The sequence below is a fragment of the Ereboglobus luteus genome (genome assembly GCF_003096195.1).
In the GTDB taxonomy this organism is placed as follows: domain Bacteria; phylum Verrucomicrobiota; class Verrucomicrobiia; order Opitutales; family Opitutaceae; genus Ereboglobus; species Ereboglobus luteus.
Genome location: NZ_CP023004.1, coordinates 1,505,341 through 1,521,781 on the forward strand (window position 1 = coordinate 1,505,341; position 16,441 = coordinate 1,521,781).

At 58.9% G+C, this 16,441-nt stretch carries 20 protein-coding genes; 18 read left to right on the plus strand and 2 right to left on the minus strand.

What is annotated here, in order from left to right; all coding sequences use genetic code 11:
- Positions 1–18: 18 nt before the first annotated feature.
- The 4 genes from CKA38_RS05420 to upp all read left to right on the plus strand — a co-directional run bounded on the left by CKA38_RS05420 (position 19) and on the right by upp (position 2,805).
- Positions 19–300 carry a hypothetical protein gene (locus CKA38_RS05420; RefSeq protein WP_236919172.1) on the plus strand — a complete coding sequence of 94 codons (282 nt, stop codon included), beginning with the start codon at positions 19–21 and terminating at the stop codon, positions 298–300.
- Entirely contained in the window at positions 284–742 is a 459-nt protein-coding gene (locus tag CKA38_RS05425) for a nucleotidyltransferase (RefSeq protein ID WP_236919173.1), read from the plus strand. The genes CKA38_RS05420 and CKA38_RS05425 overlap by 17 nt, the downstream gene beginning before the upstream one ends.
- 104 nt (positions 743–846) lie before the next feature.
- Entirely contained in the window at positions 847–2,109 is a 1,263-nt protein-coding gene (locus CKA38_RS05430; RefSeq protein WP_108824582.1) for a S41 family peptidase, read from the plus strand.
- Positions 2,110–2,190: 81 nt separating this feature from the next.
- Positions 2,191–2,805 (plus strand): uracil phosphoribosyltransferase, encoded by a 615-nt coding sequence (upp, locus tag CKA38_RS05435; protein ID WP_108824583.1) that lies wholly within the window; start codon positions 2,191–2,193, stop codon positions 2,803–2,805.
- 61 nt (positions 2,806–2,866) lie between these two features.
- On the opposite strand, the gene CKA38_RS05440 is transcribed toward upp, so the two are convergent.
- Entirely contained in the window at positions 2,867–3,928 is a 1,062-nt protein-coding gene (locus CKA38_RS05440; protein WP_108824584.1) for a DUF481 domain-containing protein, read from the minus strand.
- 121 nt (positions 3,929–4,049) lie between these two features.
- Between CKA38_RS05440 and CKA38_RS05445 the strand changes: the two genes are divergently transcribed.
- On the plus strand, positions 4,050–4,985 hold the full coding sequence (locus CKA38_RS05445) for a class I SAM-dependent methyltransferase (protein ID WP_108824585.1): 936 nt from the start codon (positions 4,050–4,052) through the stop codon (positions 4,983–4,985).
- A gap of 64 nt (positions 4,986–5,049) precedes the next feature.
- Here CKA38_RS05445 and CKA38_RS05450 read toward each other — a convergent pair whose 3' ends face one another.
- The gene (locus CKA38_RS05450; RefSeq protein ID WP_161554751.1) at positions 5,050–5,955 is read right to left on the minus strand and encodes a helix-turn-helix domain-containing protein; all 906 of its coding nucleotides are present in this window, start codon (positions 5,953–5,955) and stop codon (positions 5,050–5,052) included.
- 417 nt (positions 5,956–6,372) lie between these two features.
- On the opposite strand from CKA38_RS05450, the gene CKA38_RS16725 reads away from it, so the two are divergent.
- From CKA38_RS16725 to CKA38_RS05505, 13 genes are all read left to right on the plus strand, one after another.
- On the plus strand, positions 6,373–6,501 hold the full coding sequence (locus CKA38_RS16725) for a hypothetical protein (protein ID WP_257791570.1): 129 nt from the start codon (positions 6,373–6,375) through the stop codon (positions 6,499–6,501).
- A 38-nt stretch (positions 6,502–6,539) separates the two neighbouring features.
- Positions 6,540–7,880 (plus strand): O-antigen ligase family protein, encoded by a 1,341-nt coding sequence (locus tag CKA38_RS05455; protein WP_161554752.1) that lies wholly within the window; start codon positions 6,540–6,542, stop codon positions 7,878–7,880.
- A gap of 528 nt (positions 7,881–8,408) precedes the next feature.
- The gene (locus CKA38_RS05460; RefSeq protein WP_108824588.1) at positions 8,409–9,296 is read left to right on the plus strand and encodes a fructose bisphosphate aldolase; all 888 of its coding nucleotides are present in this window, start codon (positions 8,409–8,411) and stop codon (positions 9,294–9,296) included.
- Between the two features lie 297 nt (positions 9,297–9,593).
- Positions 9,594–9,776 carry a hypothetical protein gene (locus CKA38_RS15680; protein WP_161554753.1) on the plus strand — a complete coding sequence of 61 codons (183 nt, stop codon included), beginning with the start codon at positions 9,594–9,596 and terminating at the stop codon, positions 9,774–9,776.
- Positions 9,773–11,425: a sulfatase family protein gene (locus CKA38_RS05470; protein WP_202863967.1), complete on the plus strand. Its 1,653-nt coding sequence runs from the start codon at positions 9,773–9,775 to the stop codon at positions 11,423–11,425. The genes CKA38_RS15680 and CKA38_RS05470 overlap by 4 nt, the downstream gene beginning before the upstream one ends.
- A gap of 72 nt (positions 11,426–11,497) precedes the next feature.
- On the plus strand, positions 11,498–11,797 hold the full coding sequence (locus CKA38_RS15330) for a hypothetical protein (protein WP_152032696.1): 300 nt from the start codon (positions 11,498–11,500) through the stop codon (positions 11,795–11,797).
- 12 nt (positions 11,798–11,809) lie between these two features.
- On the plus strand, positions 11,810–12,112 hold the full coding sequence (locus CKA38_RS05475) for a hypothetical protein (RefSeq protein ID WP_108824590.1): 303 nt from the start codon (positions 11,810–11,812) through the stop codon (positions 12,110–12,112).
- 314 nt (positions 12,113–12,426) lie between these two features.
- Positions 12,427–12,624 (plus strand): hypothetical protein, encoded by a 198-nt coding sequence (locus CKA38_RS15335; RefSeq protein WP_152032697.1) that lies wholly within the window; start codon positions 12,427–12,429, stop codon positions 12,622–12,624.
- Positions 12,625–12,839: 215 nt separating this feature from the next.
- The gene (locus CKA38_RS05485; RefSeq protein ID WP_108824592.1) at positions 12,840–13,214 is read left to right on the plus strand and encodes an ArsR/SmtB family transcription factor; all 375 of its coding nucleotides are present in this window, start codon (positions 12,840–12,842) and stop codon (positions 13,212–13,214) included.
- Positions 13,215–13,353: 139 nt separating this feature from the next.
- Complete coding sequence (locus CKA38_RS05490) at positions 13,354–14,622, plus strand: permease (protein ID WP_108824593.1); 1,269 nt, start codon at positions 13,354–13,356, stop codon at positions 14,620–14,622.
- A 44-nt stretch (positions 14,623–14,666) separates the two neighbouring features.
- Positions 14,667–14,900, plus strand: a complete 234-nt coding sequence (locus CKA38_RS05495; RefSeq protein ID WP_108826435.1) for a thioredoxin family protein — start codon at positions 14,667–14,669, stop codon at positions 14,898–14,900.
- Between the two features lie 13 nt (positions 14,901–14,913).
- The gene (locus CKA38_RS05500) at positions 14,914–15,336 is read left to right on the plus strand and encodes a thioredoxin family protein (RefSeq protein ID WP_108824594.1); all 423 of its coding nucleotides are present in this window, start codon (positions 14,914–14,916) and stop codon (positions 15,334–15,336) included.
- A gap of 19 nt (positions 15,337–15,355) precedes the next feature.
- Positions 15,356–16,054 (plus strand): cytochrome c biogenesis CcdA family protein, encoded by a 699-nt coding sequence (locus CKA38_RS05505; protein ID WP_108824595.1) that lies wholly within the window; start codon positions 15,356–15,358, stop codon positions 16,052–16,054.
- The last annotated feature ends 387 nt before the right edge of the window (positions 16,055–16,441 follow it).

Consider the following 16,441-nt stretch of genomic DNA (forward strand, 5'->3'; position numbering starts at 1 on the left):
CGCATTGGTTGACGGACAATGTTTTTAAAACAGGAGGGCCGCGCGGGGTCTTTCATCATTGCCTCGGGCATCGGACTCCGGAAACTTTGGCGAATGAATGAACGGCTGAAGAGAGAGCGAATCTTCGATGAGGCTCGCAAGGCGGGAGTTGATCTGGATTTGCTCGACACCAATCTTCGCCTGAGCGTTTCCGAACGCGTGCGCCGGCATAACGAGGCTTTGCGCTTGGCGGCGAAACTGGAACGCGCCATGAAGGCACGTCATGGAAGACCTAAGCATCCTCTTGAAGCGTCTCAATGATGAGGGTGTCGACTTTGTCATCATAGGCGGGTTTGCCGCTGTGGCTTACGGGGCTTCAACGCTTACGCGAGATATTGGTCTTTGTGCCGCGCTTACACGGGAAAACGTGGAAAGAATTCGCGCAGCCCTGTCCGGATGGAACCCAAGGCACCGCATGACGCCGGCCCGGCTTTCGTTTCTCACGCATCCAAGTGCCGGCGAGGATGTGAAAAACCTTTATTTGGAAACTGACAAAGGCGTGGTGGATATTCTTTCGTCGGTGATAGACGTGGGTGATTTTGAGCGACTCAGCCGGGCGGCGGAGGTGGTGGAAATCGACGGCTGCGAATACCGCATCATGGGACTTGCCGATTTGATTGCCTCAAAAGAGGCGCTCGGGCGCGACAAAGACTTGCTCGCCTCCAGGGAGTTGCGGGTCATTGAGGAAAAACGAAAGCCTTGAGCAAAAGCTTTCGTCCCGGCGTCCTTTCTCAAGCGGCGTGTTGCTTTTGCGGCGGGGATTTCCAGTCTGCTCGCAACGTGCTGGTTTTAAGGACAACGGACTGGTTGAAAACACGCGCTGCGAAAGGCCGGTGCGCGCGGCTGTTTCTTGCGGTGGCATTCGCGCTGCTGTTTTCCGGCTGCGCGAGCACGCCGGACCGCGCGTGGTTCATGCCGCGCGTCACTCCGCGCGCATCGGACAAAACACCGCGCGCCGATTACAACCGCATCGTTTTCGACCATGCGTGCAAATTGACGGGGATTTATTTTTACGACGAAACTTTCGGCGGACGCAACTGGCCCGCGCTTCAGGCGAAATACCGGCCGAAAGCCGGTGCCGCCAAAAACAACGAGGAGCTTTACAGCGCGCTCAACGAAATGCTCAAGGAGCTCGGCTCCAGCCACGCGACCGCCATCGCGCCTGAAATCGTGCGCGTGCAAAAGAAAATGCGCACCGACGCGGTTTCGCTCCTCGGATACATTTCGGTGCGGCTGCCCGGTCTCGACACACCCGTCGTGTATGAAGTCACGCCCGACAGTCCGGCGTCCGAGGCCGGCGTGAAACGCGGCTGGCTGCAAGTCGGCGTGCTGCTGCGCGACAACGCCGACGTGCCGGCGCATGAGGGCGAGGTGGTGCGCCAGCAATTTCTCGACGAGAACAACACGCTGCGCACGGTGACTTTTACGCTGCGCGCGGTGCGCGGACTGGGCTCGCGCAACTTCGCCGAGATGCGGCCCGACGGCGTGTTGTGGTTGCGCTTCGACCGCTTCAGCGGGGACTCCGCCGCCTGGGTGCGCGAGCAATTAAAAACGCACGCGGATTCCGCGCGCGGCGTGGTGCTCGATTTGCGGCTAAACGGCGGCGGCGAGGTGGGCGCGTGCCGCCGTGTGCTGGGGGAGTTTTTCACGAAGCCGGTCAAGGCGGGCGTGTTTCTGGACAGGCGCAGCAAAGCTTCCGCCGTCGAGGCCAGTGTCAGCCGCCGGGGCGCGCATTACACGGGGCCGCTTGCGGTGCTCGTGGCGCGGATGAGCGGAAGCGGCGCGGAGGTGTTTTCGGCGGCGATTCAGGACAACAAGCGCGGCGTGATTGTCGGCAGCACATCGACGGGGCGCACGGCGGGCGCGGTTTTGATGAGCGTCGATTTTTCTCTGCCCGGCGGCGGCAAGCTGCAACTGCCCTTGAGCAATTACAAAACCGCCGCGGGCGCGTTGCTTGAGGGACGCGGAGTGCTCGCCGACATCAACGCGCCGCTGCCAACCGTGGAGAGCCTGCGCGCCGGCGAGGACCCGGCGCTGGAATGCGCGGTGCGGACGATTTTGGGAAAATAGAGAAAATCTTCACGAACCTTTCAGATAAAACGCGCCGCTTTTGTTTTCCTTTTTTCACGCCGGTGGTTTTCCATTCACGCCATGCCGCACCTCATCAAACACCCTCTGGCGTTGCATGTGATTACCCGTCTTCGAGAAAAGACAACCAAGCCGGCTGAGTTTCGTTCGCTCTGCCATCATCTGTCGATGTTGCTCGCGCTCGAGGCGACGCGCGACCTTGCCATGCGCGAGGTGGCCGTCAACACGCCGCTTGAGGCGTGCATCGGGCACGAGCTGGCGCGGCCGCTCGTGGTCGTGCCGATTTTGCGCGCGGGGCTTGGCATGGTGGAGCCAATCGTGGCGATGTTTCCCGATGTGAGTGTCGGCTACATCGGGCTGGAGCGCGATCACGAGACGGCCATGGCGCGAAACTACTACTGCAAGATGCCGCCGCTGGCGGGCACGCGCGTGATGGTTGTTGACCCGATGCTGGCGACGGGCGGCTCGGCCGTGCAGGCAATCGACGTGGTGAAACAAAAAGGCGGCGGGGAAATATGCATGCTCAACGTGGTTGCCGCGCCCGAGGGCGTGAAGGCAATCGAGGATGCGCATCCCGATGTGCCGATTTACACCTGCGCGCTTGATCGCGCGCTCAATGACAAAAAATACATCCTGCCGGGGCTGGGGGATTTTGGCGACCGGCTTTACGGGACGTAAGGGCCGTAAAGCGGAAACACTCCGGGACCGCCGGGCCGGGGCGCGGCGGTCCCCGGATTTCTTATTTCCACGTCAGGAGCAGACGCGCGAAATACGTGGTGTCGAGGCGTTCGACCCCGGGGTTCGGATGGCTGTTGTAATCGTTGGAAATACCGACGCGGAATTTCCAGCGCGGGCTGGCCATGGGGAGCTCGATGAATGACTCGTGGTAAATGCGATACACGCCGAAATCATCGAAGGTGGGCGTGTAGGAAATGCGGTTTGTCATCGACCAGGTTTTCATCGTGAGCTGGTTGATCAGGCCAAGGTCGAGGCCGAGTTCGCTCAGGTTGGAAATTGGTGTCAGGCCGGGGCCGGGGGCGTCGTATTTCTCGTAGCGGTGCGAAAGACCGGCGCGGAACGTGAGCGTGTCGATTTTGTTTTTGATGATGTCGTAGCCCATGCTGGCCGCCGCGGTGTTGTAGAGTTTGATTTCCTTCACGCGGTCAAACCCGGCCTCATCGCGCGCATACCAGGAGAAGCGTCCCGAAAAGTTGTTCTGGTAATCGGCGCCGATACGGAAGAGATCGGCTGATTTTTCGTGATCGCTGACCTGGCGGTCGTAGCTGGTGTAGAGCTGGAGAATGTCGAAACTCGACTTGAGCGTGGCGCGGAATGAAAAGCTCGTGCCGATTTGCTCCTTCGTGCCGGTTTTGCCCGTCACATCCATGCCGGCCTCGAAGCTCCAGTGGCGTTCGTTTCTGGCGACTTCGGGGTCCTTGGCGTCGACGGCCCAGGATTCCTTGACTTGGGCGAGGTTTGCCGTGATCGGACTGCCCGCGCCGGTGCGCACGACTGCGCCCGCGGGCGAGCCGCTGATGGAGCCGGTGATCACCCTGCCGTCGGCGAGGCGCACATTGATCGGCGCGTCGGTGGTGACCGAGATGATCTCGCTTTGCTTGACCTTAATGTCGCCTGCGAAGTCGGTGTTGATAACCACGGTCGCCGAATCGACCTGAGTGACCCTGCCCGTCAGCCGGGAGCCGTTTTTGGTTTCGATAACATCTGCGAACAACGAGCCCGTTGCCAGCAGCGCCGCGGAGAGAAGGGCGGCCGCTTTCTTGAAGATTTGAATGTGTGTCATGTGTGGATGCAAAAAACTCACGAAATGCCCGGCGGTGATTTTGGCAAACGCATTTGTGCAAAAATACAGTCTAGCACTCGACATCGCCGGCTGATCGCGTTTCGCTCGCGGAATCATTCCAATGTCCGCGTCCAAACAGCAAAATCCCGCCGCGCCTCAATCCGCGCGATCCGCGCTCGTCGTCGCCGACGGCTGGCGCGACTACCAGCTGCTCGATTGCGGCGCGGGCATGAAGCAGGAGCGCTGGGGCGAATACACGCTCGTGCGTCCCGATCCGCAGATCATCTGGCCGCGGCGCGACGGCGGCGGGGCCGGCCCCGCGGACTGGAAAAACTGGGACGGCTATTATCACCGCCACGCCACGGGCGGCGGGCGCTGGGAGTTTCGCAAGCCGCTCCCCGAATATTGGAAAATTGGATACGGGCAGCTTGTCTTCAAAATACGGCCGACCTCGTTCAAGCACACGGGGCTGTTTCCCGAGCAGGCGGTGAATTGGGACTGGTTTTCAAAAAAAATCCGCGACGCAAAAGCCGCCGGGCGCGAAGTGTCCGTGCTGAATTTCTTTGGTTACACGGGCGCGGCCACTTGCGCGGCGGCGGCGGCGGGCGCGAGTGTCTGCCATGTCGACGCCGCCGAGGGCATGGTGAAGTGGTGCCGCGAAAACGCCGCGCTCTCCGGCCTCGAAAACGCGCCCATCCGCTACATCACCGACGACTGCATGAAATTCGTGCGCCGCGAGATCAAGCGCGGACGCCGTTACGATGCGATCATCATGGACCCGCCCACCTACGGACGCGGCAGCGGCGGCGAGATGTGGAAGCTCGAGGATCACTTGTGGGAGCTGCTGAGGGAATGTCGCGAAGTGCTGAGCGATCAGCCGCTGTTTTTCCTGATCAACGCCTACACCGCGCGCCTTTCGCCAACCGTGGTTGTCAACTTGCTCGGCGAATTGATGCACGCCGCCCGCGGCACAATCACCGGCGGCGAAGTCGGCCTGCCCATCCAGCGCGATGGCAAGGTGCTGCCGTGCGGAATCTACGGGCGATGGGAAGAGTGATGTTCACGATGTCGGTGCCGGGCGCTCGCTCGCGGGATTGCGCTGCGCTTGGACAATTGCGAAATCACCGCTGCTGGCGATAGTCACTTGGTGTTGATCCGGTTTCGCGGCGAAAGATTTTTGCGAAGTGGCTTGGGTTTGCGTAGCCAATATCGAGAGCGATTTCCACGACGTTTTTTTTGGTTTCACGCAGCAGCTTGCGCGCCATTTTCATTCTCAGGTCGAGATGATATTTTGTCGGTGTCGCGCCCGTGGCCCTTTTGAAAAGGCGGTGAAAGTGGAATTTGCTCAACCCCGCCATTTCGGAAAGTTTCGCGAGATCAAACTCGTCCGCGGCGTTTTGTCTCATCCATTCCGTGATCTGCCGCAGCTTGAATCCGGGAAGCGAGGGGCTGCTCACGCTCGATTGTTGCGTCAGCGCGGAGTATTTGCGGACGAGGTGGATGGCGATCGCCTGGCTGACTCCCGAGATGAGAAGTCTGCTCGCCTTGCGGCGCATGAGCTCGTCGTAAAGCTGCTCCATGAGCGCGTTCAACTGGCGGTCCTCGCCGCCGGATACATCGCGTGGCCGGGCGTGGGTTGCGTCGATGCCATAGACTTCCTCATACGCCTTTTTCATCAACGGAAGGCCGAGCAGCACGTGCATCATCACAAACGGCTCCGAAGTCAGCGACCTCCAGCGGCAATCATAGGGGGCGCCGCCCGTCGTCAGAAAAAACGATCCCTTTTTCACGGTGCTCTTGATCCATTGGCCGCCGTTTTCGCGATCCCAAATATCCACATTCCCGGAAGTCACCCAGACCAGATACGGTTCGTTCACCGAGGGGATGCTCAGCGCCTCGCCGGAAGGCGGGGATTGGACGAGCGCGGCCTTGATATCCCGCCATGCGCCGCCTTTGCCAACAGTCAAAAATTTCCCATGAATGTAGGCGGAAATACCTTCGGCGGAGGTTGATTCTGGGACTGGCATGGCGACAAAAACTAGCCATGCAAAACTGTCGGCGCAATTGCAATCAAAACGGGGGATCGCCAGCGACGCAGGCGGAATGCTCGGGTGCGCGGCGCGCGGGGCGTAAGCGCCGACTTGTTTGAGGGCGCCAAAGGCGCCGCACTCGTCAGCCCAAGGTCGAGCTGCGAGACCTTGGGACTTTGAAATAGAATATGCGCGCCCTGAAGGGGCGCCACATGCTGAACATGCGATCAACAACCCGGGGTTGCGCGCCACGCGCTCACCCTGGGCTAAGTTGTGTGACGCCTTTGGCATCGGGCCGCCGTGCATTGTCGCATGCGTGATTTCGTGACATCACTCTGAATCACACCCGGGCCATCCTTTTTGTGGTGCGAACACTTGCACGTTGTGCGCGAGGTGTTCAGCATCCGGCACTTCGTGAAACTTTCCGGCAAAGACTTGGTTATTGTGCTCATCGCGCTTGTCGTGGCGGTGTGGGCGGGGCTGCGCATCGCGAGCGAAACAATGACACTGCCAATCATGCTCGGGGGATTCTCCTTTGCGTGATTGTCGCGCATGTGTCGCCGGTCCGGTTTAATCCGCTTGTGCTCGGCTTGCTCATGGCGGGATACGTGCTGGGCAATCGCGGGTTTGCGCAGCTTTCGATTTCCGGGAGCCTGCCGTTGTTTCCGGCGGAGTTGGGGATTGCCGCGACATTGACAGTGCTGCTCTGGCGTTGCGCGCGGGAAAAAAAACTGCCGTGGCGGAATGATTTTCTGAACTGGGCGCTGATTTTCTGGATCGCGGTGAGCACGGTGCGCCTGCCGCTGGATGCGCGCACATACGGGGCGATGGCGTTGCGCGATTATGCGATGGTGTATTACGCGCTGTTTTTCTTTGTGGCGCAGGAGGCGTTTGCCTCGGACGCGGGCTGGCGCTGGGCGAGGCGCTGCTTGCTGGCGGGCACGGCGATGCTGCCGTTGCTTTACGGGGCGTTTTCGTTGTGGCCGGATTTTTTCCTGGGCACGCTGACAGTGCGCGGTCTGCCGTTGATTTATTTCAAGGGCGATCTGGCGGGCACGTTCATGAGCATCGGCGCGCTGGTGTGGTTTATTGTGTTCGAGCGGGGCAAGTCGCCCTGGCGCTGGCTGGCGGTGGCGATTTCGCTGGGGTTGGTCGCGGCGATGCTGGCGACCGAAAACCGCGCGGCGATGCTGGCGCTCGCCGCGGGCGTGGCCGTGATGTTGATCGGCGGCCGGTGGCGGTTCGCGGCGGCGCTTGTGGCGTCGGGCGCGGTGGCGGTGGTCGCGATTTTGTTCTGGGCGCAAACCACGGGGCGGCCATGGGAGAAGACGCCGTTGCACGGCGTTTCGCAACGCGTGGTGTCGATTGTGGATTTTCAGGGCGCGCGGGATTATTCGTCGGCGGAGGGCGCGGAGTCGAAGGGCGACAACAACCGGTTTCGCGCGATCTGGTGGGAGACGGTTGTTGACGAAACGGTGGCGGCCAATCCGTGGACGGGGCTGGGTTACGGTCACGATTTGGCGGAGGGTTTCCTGCGGGCGTATTACGCGGATTCGAGCGACCAGTTCACGACGCGCAGTCCGCACAACCTGCTGCTGAGTATTTTTGCGCGGACCGGCGTGGCGGGGCTGGCGGCATTTTTGATTTTGTGCACGGCGATGCTTTTTCGCACATGGAAAGTGTCGCGCGAGGATTCGCGCCGGAGCCGAGAGCTGCTGATCGACACGGGCGAATGGACGGGGCCGCAGTGGAAATCCGGCGCGTGGTGCTGCGTGTGGGCGATTTTCACGAGCGCGTGTTTCGGCGTTGTGCTCGAGGGCCCGATGGGCGCGGTGGTCTTCTGGATTCTGCTCGGCGCGGCGGCGGCGAGAAGCAACGGCGCGGCACCGAAGCAGGAAGAGGCAAAAGAAAGCGCAAAATAGGAATTATATTTTATGCAAAACCGAAACCCCGACGAACGTGAGTGATCAATATTCCCCCTCCGCCGTCAAACCCCTCGCTCGCTGCACGTGCCGCGCAAAAACACGACGAGCGGATGAAGGAAAAAAGAGGAAGGAAAAAAGGGTCAGGTCGTGTTTTGTAACTTTTATGATTGCTTGAGAAAGGCGTTTTGGGGGCGTTGCCGAACGCCACGCACATAGAGAATCCAGCATGCCGGAGCATTGTGCTAGGTGAGCCGTCAGGGTAATTATCGTAACGCCCTATTTGAGAGAGCGCTGTGCGGCGTGGGTGTTAACAGACGCCCTGCTCGCGGCGGCTTCATGGCATGGATGGAATTTACGTGCCTATAATTTAACATTTTTGATCAAAAATTGGTAAATCCCGGATTGATGCCTTCCGAATTCCCCAAAGGTGGAGACAATACCGTCTCCGGCCGCTTGAAACATTTCGCATCATGATTATACTTTGAAGTGAAATCGTTTTAACAATCACCATCAAAGGCACTGAATATGAACAACGAACAACTCCTGCGAATGCAAAACGGCAAGGGCTTCATCGCGGCCCTGGACCAAAGCGGCGGCAGCACTCCCAAGGCACTGCTCCAATATGGCGTTCCCGAAAGCGCCTATTCCAATGACGAGGAGATGTTCACCCTCGTCCACGAAATGCGCACGCGCATCATGACCAGCCCCGCCTTTACCGGCGAGCGCATCCTCGCCGTGATCCTCTTTGAGCAAACCATGGACCGCTTGGTCGAGGGCATGCCGACCGCGGATTACCTGTGGGAGAAAAAACGAATCGTTCCCTTTCTCAAGATCGACAAGGGCCTGGCCGGGCTAAACAACGGCGTGCAGCTCATGAAACCCATGCCGGAGCTTGACAAGTTGCTTAAGCGCGCCGTTGAGAAACGCATCTTCGGCACCAAGATGCGCTCCGTCATCAAGGAGGCCAATCCGGCCGGCATCGCCGGGCTGGTCGCCCAGCAATTTGAAGTCGCCGGGCAAATCGCCGCGCATGGACTCGTCCCCATCATCGAACCCGAGGTGGATATCCACAGCCCCGACAAGCCCGCTTGCGAAAGGCTTCTCAAAGAAAACGTCGTCAAGCAACTCAACGCGCTTCCCGCCGGCACCAAGGTCATGTTTAAGTTTACCATCCCCAGTGAGGACAACTTCTTCGCCGACCTGATGAAGGACCCGCATGTCGTCCGCATTGTCGCCCTCTCCGGTGGTTACAGCCAAAAGGAGGCAAACGAAAAGCTGCGACTCAACAAGGGGCTTATCGCCAGCTTCTCCCGCGCCCTTGCGGAGGGACTCGGCGCCCGGCAAAGCGACGAGGAATTCAACAAGACTCTCGCCGCCTCGGTCGAATCCATCTACGAAGCCTCGATCACCTGAAGGGTTTCAAAGGCGTCTTTTTTCCAAGCTCCGCCTCTCCCTGCCGCACCTGTCACGGAGAGGCAAAATGCTTAAAAAACGCGACAACGACCGGGAGTGCAGACATATGTTTTGCCACTCCCGAGGTTGCGCTTGTCAATGACTGCGGACGGGGCAATCTCTCAGTGCATGGCCTCTGCCGCCGTCAAAACCCCGCCCGCTGCGCGCCGCGCAAAACCGCGACGCGTGGAAAGTTTGTTGTTTTCCGAAGGGAAGGGCAAAAAATCCTCAAAGTTGCATGCGGGAAGAATGGATATAATGACAAAACACAACCTGCCCACTTCAATGACCCTTGCCGGCAAGCACTCCAGAAAACCACGCGACGTTTATTATACGGCGGAGGGCGGCAAGGAAATCGCGAGGGTGGTCGCCGCCGCAATAGCCGAGGCGCTGCGGGATCTGCCATCGAAAACACGCAAGCAAACTCCAAACGAACCATGAAAACACACGGGCAAAACATGCATGCGAACGTAAAATTGAAAAAATCCGCCCTTTGGGCCTCGGCGGCGTTCTTGACTACCCTGCCCACGCCGGGCATCGCGAGCACGCCCCGGCAGCAGCCCAACATACTTTGCATTGTATGCGAGGACATCGGCCCGTATCTGGGTTGCTATGGGGATACCGTTGCAGTCACGCCAAATCTCGACAGATTCGCAACGCAGGCGCGGCGTTATACGCGCATGTTTTCCTCGGTTGGGGTGAGCGCCCCTTCAAGGGCGTCGCTGATAACCGGACTTTATCCCACCTCATTCGGCGCAAACAATATGAGGACCTCGTCGGCCAGCCCGGATAACGACGCTCGCGTGAAACCTTACGAAGCCGTCCCGGTCGCCGGGGTTAAATGCTACACGGAGTTTCTCCGCGCCGCCGGATATTATTGCACAAATAACAGCAAAACCGATTACCAGTTCAACGCCCCCATAACTGCCTGGGACCAAAGCAGCGGCAAAGCTCACTGGAAAAACCGTCCCGAAGGAATGCCGTTTTTCGCAATATTCAACATCGCAGTCACCCATGAGTCGCAGATATGGAAGCGGGCAAAGGAGCCGCTTGTGGTCAATCCGGACGACATCACCCCGCCACCCTATCATCCCAACAATAAAATATCTCGCCGCGATTGGGCCGTTGTTTACGGCAATATCGCCGCGATGGACCGCATGGTCCAAAAATATATAGACGAAGTCCGGGAAGCGGGTCTTCTCGATAACACTATTATCATCTGGTATTCCGATCACGGCGGGCCGATGCCGCGTCAAAAGCGCGCGTTGCGCGACAGCGGCACGCTGGCCCCGTTCATGATAAGGTTCCCCGACGGGCGTTTTGCCGGGACTGTTGACAATGATCTTCGCGCATTCGTGGACATTCCGGCCACCATCCTGTCGCTCGCTGGCATCAAGCCGCCCGAGTATATGCACGGGAAGGCCTTTTTGGGCAAATACAAGGAGGCGGCGCGCGATTATATTTACGGAGCCCGGGACCGTTTTGATGCGAAAACGGACTGCCAGACCGCCGTTCGAGACCGCCGCTTCAGACTGCTGCATAATTATATGCCGGAACAGTCCGAATTTCTCGACATCAATTATCATCGCAATATTCCCACCCTGCGAAACATGATGGAATTATACAACGAAGGAAAATTGGAAAAACTCCCTTCGCTGTGGTTCACGAAGCCGCGCCCAACCGAGGAATTCTACGACATTGAGCAGGATCCGCACGAGATGAATAATGTCATAGACGATCCCCGGTATGCGAAAGACGTCGCACGGCTGCGTAAAAAACTGGCGGAAATGGATGCCGCGTATAATCCTTTCGCGGGCAAGCCGGAATCAGCACTCCGTGAACACCTCTGGCCCGGCGGCGAGCAACCCAGGGTTGCCGACCCAGTTTTTACCCGCGCGAAACGCAAGCTCACCATAGAGTGCCCCACGCCGGGGGCATCCATCGCCTACCAAATAAATGGCGAGGGACTGGCGAGGGGGCATTGGAAACTTTACACTGGACCCTTGACGATAAAAAACGGTGACAAAGTGACGGCAGTATGCACCCGCATAGGGTATAAACCCACGGGGGAGATTGCGTATAACTATTAACACGAGTTCATCAGTTGGGCCATGCCGTGAATAAATTGCCCTCAATCGGTGGGACTGTCTCGGCGATTACCAATGTTTGAGCGACTTCATTCAAGCAGAGCGGAAATCGATACTGATATCTGGCAAAAATTTTTATTTCCACCCACATCAACCCTCCGGACTCAAAACGGTCATGTGTTTCAGGGCCGTTACAAGGCGATATTGCTGGAGAATGCGACGGCATTGAGCCGCGTGGTTGATTTCATACACTTGAACCCAGTGCGCGCGGGTGCGGTGCCGCCCGGACTGGTGGAGCAATACCAGCGAAGCAGTTTGCCGGAGTTCATTAAAAAGAAAAAGGCCCGCGGGATTGACCGCCGCCGACTGGCTTGAGGCGAGGGGCGGATGGTCCGACGACGCCAAGGGCATGAAAAATACCTGCAATATCTGAAGGATATAGGAAACGATGAGCAGGCGCAGAAGCAAATGGGGTTGGTGAAACTTTCACGGGGCTGGGCATTGGGCACGCATGGTTGGAAACAAGCGCTGGCCCGCGAATATGCGCATAAAACCTATGCGGAAGGCATGAACAAAGAAGAGGCGGGGGAAATACAGGAATTGCATTGGGAGGGGCAATTGGAAGCGGCACTGAAAGCGGCGGGACGGAAGCCCGGCGACCTGAAAACCACACCGAGGCTGCGGGGGTGAAAAATGAAGATCGCGGCGCAACTGAGAAAAGAGGGCGGGGCGCCGGTTGGATGGATCGCTGAAGAATTGCACCTTGGCACAGCGGGCACAGTGCGCAACTATCTTGCCAAGCACAGAGTCTCCAAAAAAACACGCGCATGACAATTAACAACACGGCAACCATTTCGCTGCGAGCGATTGCAGTTTTATTGTGCATTGCGATATCGTTTGTCTCTGGATGCGGAGGAAGCCCGGACGAGGAACAGCGAGCCGGGACGGCGGCTTCACAGGCGACATTGAGGAACCTGAAAAGAGAGCTCCAGAATACCAGAGACATGCTGAATGCCTACGACCAGGGGTTGAAAAAACTCAGGGCCAACGCACCTTACTGCGGAGGCCGGCAAATGACGGCGGAGTATGCGCCGGAAACGCTCGAAAAAATCGAATCGCTAAAGTCGAAGGCAAAAGACTTGGAGCTTCAAATACAGGCCATCGAGGCATCGCCACTCGAACAGGATCAGGGGCAACTGTAGGATGATTATAAGTCAAACTGGGATGGATTTTTCCAAGCCGGAGTTTTTGATTTATTCCGTCGCTTTTTGAGGCCGAAAAGGGCCGAAAAAGGGTCAGATGCACGCAAAAATCCGAGACGTGTGTTGTTGATTCTCTCATGTCTTTTTTGAATTCCGTGAGAAATGACTAAAAATATATGTCTTGCTATTTCGCAAAACGGCGAAATGGTCGCGGCATGCTTTTAACCAAATCAGCGCGTTCCAAAAGGGCCCGTTCACCCTCTTTCGAGCATGAGGCGGCGGTTTTTAAGGCGCTCGGACATCCCGCGCGCCTGCAAATTGTCGCCAGGCTCGCCGGGGGCGAGCAGTGCGTTTGCGACCTCGTTGATCTCACCGGACTCGGCTGGTCAACCGTCTCGCGCCACCTCTCCGTGCTTCGGGACACCGGGGTCATCGAGGCCGAAAAACGCGGCATGCAGGTATTCTACCGCCTCCGGCTTCCGTGTGTCGCACGCTTCATCTCGTGCCTGCAATCGGCATCCGACGGGCAGGATGTGCGCTTCACTGTCAAAGCCGGGGTCGGCGCCAAAACAGCCTGCTGCGCAAGCTGATTTTTTCCCGCCTAAATAACAACGCGCAAAACCGTCGCCGATTATTTCGCAATTTTACGAACTACCCGTCGTCCTCCATCTGCCCCGCCATCCGCATTCGCACAATGAACAAACTCAAGGAAACAAAACATTTCTCCTGATGGCGGGCGTTTTTGCCGCGTTCTATTTCCTGCCGTCCGGCTGGCCGCGTTTTGACTCGGCGATTCGAGAGGCGCTCGAACTCGCCAAATGGTATGCGCGCGATCACGTCATCCTGTGCCTGCTGCCGGCGTTCTGGATTGCGGGCGCGATCGGCGCGTTTGTCTCGCAGCAATCCGTCATGCGTTACCTCGGCCCGAAGGCCCCGAAGGCGCTCAGTTATGGCGTGGCGTCCGTTTCCGGCACCATTCTTGCGGTGTGCTCGTGCACGGTGCTGCCGCTGTTTTCCGGCATCTACCGCATGGGCGCGGGACTCGGGCCGGCGTCGGCGTTCCTCTACTCGGGCCCCGCGATCAACGCCCTCGCGATTATCATGACCGCAAAGGTGCTCGGCTTTCAAATCGGCATCGCGCGCGCAGTGGGTGCGGTGGTGTTTTCCATCGTCATCGGCATTTTAATGCACCTGCTTTTTCGAAAAGAGGAGCAGGCCAAGGCCGCCAAAATCGCCGCGCTACCCGAGGTGCCGGCGACGCGTCCGCTTTGGAAAACCGCCGCGTTTTTCGCAACGATGGTCGGCATTCTTGTGTTCGCCAACTGGTCGCGCCCGCCCGGGGGTGAAAGCGGTTTTTTTGCCGTCGTCTTTTCCATAAAATGGCCGCTCACCGCGCTGCTCGCCGCCGTGCTCGGCGTGATGCTCTGGCGCTGGTTCAAGCTCTCCGGGGCCAAGCTCGCCGTGACTGGAATCGTCACCGCGGCGTCGGCGCTGCTGCTGCCCGCGCATCCCGAGGCGTGCGTGCTCGCCGCCATCGCCGGACTCGTCTGGGCGACCGCGGGGCGCGACGGCGAGGCGGGCGAGTGGTTCGACCAGTCGTGGACGTTTGCGAAGCAGATTTTTCCGCTCCTTATCGGCGGCGTGCTCGTCGCCGGATTGCTCCTCGGACGGCCCGGGCACGAGGGGCTGATTCCCTCGGAATGGATCACGCAATCGGTCGGGGGAAATTCGTTTTTCGCCAACGCGTTTGCCGGCATCGCGGGCGCGTTCATGTATTTCGCCACGCTCACGGAGGTGCCGATTTTGCAGGGTCTCATCGGCAACGGCATGGGCGAAGGCCCCGCGCTCACGCTGCTGCTCGCCGGCCCCGCGTTGAGCCTGCCAAGCATGATCGTCATCAACTCCGTGCTCGGCCTGAAAAAAACCGCCGCCTACATCGGCCTCGTCATCGTGCTCTCGACACTCGCCGGCTGGGGCTACGGCGCGATCTTCGGCTGATGAATTTATTTTCCACCACCACACAACCAACCAACACACACATCATGAAAAAAATCCAAATCCTCGGCATGGGATGCGCCAAGTGCAACAAGCTCGCGGAGGTTGCCGAAACCGCCGCCAAAAACCTTGGCCTCCAATACGAAATGACAAAAGTCAAGGACCTGAACGAAATCGCCGCGCTCGGCGTCATGTTCACGCCCGCGCTCGTCGTGGACGGCGTCGTGAAAGTTTCCGGCAAAGTCCCCTCAGACGAGGAGATGAAACAACTGCTCGCCTGATTTTTCGCGCATTATGAAAAACCGCCTTCTCATCGCGCTCTGCGCCGCCGCGCTCGCGTTTGTTTTCACTCCGGCGTCGCGCGCCGACGACACCAGGCCCGGCGCGCCCAAACCCGCCTTGCCCAAGCTCGTCGATCTCGGCGCGGACAAATGCATTCCCTGCAAACAAATGAAGCCCATCCTCGATGAGTTCATGCGCGACTACGCCGACCAGTTTGAGACGGTGTTCATAGACGTTTGGAAAAAACCGGACGAGGGCCGGGCTCACAAAATCCGCCTGATTCCGACGCAGATTTTCTACGACGTCAGCGGCAAGGAACTCGCGCGCCATGAGGGATTCATTTCCAAAAAAGACATTTTGGCCAAATGGGCGGAACTGGGAATCACGGTGAGGGAACCGGCACCGAAGCCGGTGCCCGCGCCCGCGACGGAATGATCCCGAACTGTCCGCGACAATGGACACCCTTTTCGAAACCCTGACCTCCGCGATGGGCGGCGCGCCGCTCGTCGCGCTCGCTGCCGCGTTTGCGTGGGGCGTGTTGAGCATCATCCTCAGCCCGTGCCACCTCGCGAGCATCCCGCTCATCGTCGGCTTCCTTCAGGGAGGCAAACGTGTTTCGGCCGGGCGCGCCGCCGGGCTGTCCACGCTGTTTGCGTTTGGCATACTCTGCTCCATCGCACTTATCGGAATCCTGACGGCCGCTGCCGGTCGCATGCTCGGCGATCTCGGCGTGTGGGGAAACTACATCGTCGCGGCCGTGTTTTTCATATTCGGACTGCACCTGCTCGGAGTCATCCCGCTGCCGGCCGCGTTGCAAGCCGCGCCCAACAATCCGCGACGCGGCCCGCTCGGCGCGTTTTTGTTCGGCTTCATATTCGGCGTCGCGCTCGGTCCGTGCACGTTTGGTTTCATGGCGCCGGTGCTCGGCGTCACGTTTGGCATGGCGGCGACGGCCCCGGTTTTTGCCTACGGCGTGCTGCTGCTTTTCGGGCTTGGCCACTGCGCCGTCATCGCGCTGGCGGGCACGTCGAGCGCGTGGGTGCAAAAACTCCTCTCGTGGCAAAACGACGCTCCCGGCGGACGCTGGCTGCGCCGCGCCTGCGGCGTCCTCGTGATTCTCGGCGGCGTCTATCTCATTCTGACGGCGCGATAAACCGCCCCTCCCTCAACCCAGCCGCATACGCGGTGAATACGAGCTTGATCTCATCGCGCACGCGCCGGAACTCGGCGAGGATTTCATCCTCTGTGTCGACCGTGTGCGCCGGGTCGTCGAAGCCCCAATGATGGTTGAAAAAAGGGGCAGGTTATATTTTGTCGTTTTTGGTGGCTTGAGAACGCCAATCTGATGGTGATGCCGAATGTCACACACATTGAGAATCCGACATCTTTCCGGCGTCCGAATTCGAAAAAAATAACCGTCGCGGTTCGCTTTTTGCTCTTTCGCGCATTGGTGCGATGTGGTTTTTTGTGCCCTTTCATTCCTTATCTCACGTTTTTCATTCCGCACTCCGCATTCCGAGTTCCGCATTCCATCCCGTCC